1 protein-coding gene is annotated in these 1,137 nt (G+C 64.7%); it reads left to right on the top strand.

Annotated elements, in window-relative coordinates:
- Positions 1–54: 54 nt before the first annotated feature.
- Positions 55–1,137, top strand: coding sequence for an IS630 family transposase (locus tag AB0M29_RS45225; RefSeq protein ID WP_365393700.1), 1,083 nt, complete (start codon positions 55–57; stop codon positions 1,135–1,137).

Consider the following 1,137-nt stretch of genomic DNA (forward strand, 5'->3'; position numbering starts at 1 on the left):
CTAGTGTCCTGCGCCGGGAGTTCGTTGAATTAGTAGGCTGTGTTCATGGCGAAGATGGGGCGGCCGGTGGCCGAGCTGGTGTTGTCCGAGGATGAGCGGGCGACGCTGGTGCGCTGGTCGCGCCGGGCGAAGTCCTCGCAGGCGCTGGCTCAGCGGTGCCGGATCGTGCTGGGGTGCGCGGACGGGAAGACGAACCGGCAGGTTGCCGATGAGCTCGGTATCTGGCCGCAGACCGTGGGCAAGTGGCGGCGGCGTTTCCTGGAGCGTCGGATGGAGGGGCTGGTGGACGAGCCCCGGCCCGGTGCTCCGAGGAAGATCACCGATGACCGGGTCGAGGAGGTGGTGGTGAACACCCTGGAGCGGTCACCGAAGGACGCCACCCACTGGTCGAGGGCTTCGATGGCGGCCGAGAGCGGGCTGTCGAAGTCCACGGTCGGCCGGATCTGGAAGGCGTTCGGCCTCAAGCCGCATCAGGTGGACACGTTCAAGCTGTCCAACGACCCACAGTTCATCGACAAGGTCCGTGATGTGGTGGGCCTGTATCTGGATCCGCCGGAGCGTGCCCTGGTCCTGTGCGTGGATGAGAAGTCCCAAATTCAGGCGCTGGACCGGTCCGCGCCGGTGCTGCCGATGATGCCGGGCATGCCTGAACGCCGCACCCACGACTACATACGTCATGGAGTGACCACCCTGTTCGCCGCCCTTGACGTGGCCACCGGCGAGATCATCGGTTCCATCCATCGCCGCCACCGGGCCGTCGAGTTCAAGAAGTTCCTCACCAAGCTCGACAAGGAAGTCCCGCCCGGCCTCGACGTCCACCTGATCTGCGACAACTACGGCACCCACAAGTCGCCGGCAGTCAGGAAGTGGCTGGAGGCCCACCCCCGGTTCCACATGCACTTCACCCCCACCTACTCCTCCTGGCTCAACCAGGTCGAGCGCTGGTTCGGGCTCCTGACGGACAAGCAGATACGGCGCGGCACCCACAAGTCCCTCCACGCACTGGAGAAGGACATCCGAAACTGGATCAAGACCTGGAACGAGAACCCCCGTCCCTTCGCCTGGACGAAGAGCGCTGACGAGATCCTCGAACGCCTCGCCTCATATCTTGATCGAATTCCTGGCGCAGGACACTAG

Source organism: Streptomyces sp. NPDC051976, from assembly GCF_040680795.1.
In the GTDB taxonomy this organism is placed as follows: Bacteria; Actinomycetota; Actinomycetes; order Streptomycetales; family Streptomycetaceae; genus Actinacidiphila.